This window comes from Liquorilactobacillus sicerae (genome assembly GCF_029916425.1).
Lineage (GTDB): Bacteria > Bacillota > Bacilli > Lactobacillales > Lactobacillaceae > Liquorilactobacillus > Liquorilactobacillus sicerae.
Genome location: NZ_JAHAVQ010000101.1, coordinates 1 through 614, shown reverse-complemented (window position 1 = coordinate 614; position 614 = coordinate 1). Strand labels below are relative to the sequence as shown.

Annotated in this window: 2 pseudogenes; both read right to left on the bottom strand. The window is 35.2% G+C overall.

Features of this window, described 5'->3' with window-relative positions:
* A pseudogene (locus KH893_RS11450) lies at positions 1-298 on the bottom strand (peptidase); the annotation flags it as partial.
* Positions 299-423: 125 nt separating this feature from the next.
* Positions 424-614: pseudogene (locus KH893_RS11445) on the bottom strand (hypothetical protein); the annotation flags it as partial.

Here is a 614-nt window from a genome sequence, read left to right as displayed (position 1 = left end):
GAGTAATCAAGCCTCGATTTTCACTTTCACTCAAAAAACTAGCATTCATGTAGATTGCTCCAGTGGTTGTAACACCCAAAATATGCTCCCCATAATCCGCGTCTTTTGAAAGCTTATTTATTTGTTTATTCGACAAATCGGCAATTAGGATTGTCGGATTTTGCTTTTGAGTAATTATAAAAAGTTTTCTGTGAAGATCGCTGTTCCAAGAATTAATTGCTTTTTCGGCCTGCCCTTTAAATTCAGTTTGGGACAGATTGATAGTAACTTTCTCGTCTTTCGGAATTTGCGATTTCATGACCGAGTCCTTGATCGATGGTCGATACAAGTAAACGACAAAAGTAAAACTGCTCATAATTAATAAAAGAACCGCAAAAAGAGAAATAATCGGAAACAGTACTTTTTTGTGTTTGTTTTTTGGCATTAGCCAAGAAATTCATGTAGGATATCGGCAATTTGAGCTGCGGCCCACAAAACAAACAAAAAGTCTACTAATAAACTAACCCAACTAAAGTACTTACTGAGTGGTAAATAAGAATAAGCTGGTAAATTATGATTACGCCGGTATTGGATAATCCGTGGATTGGAAAAAATATTGATAATAATTGCAAAGA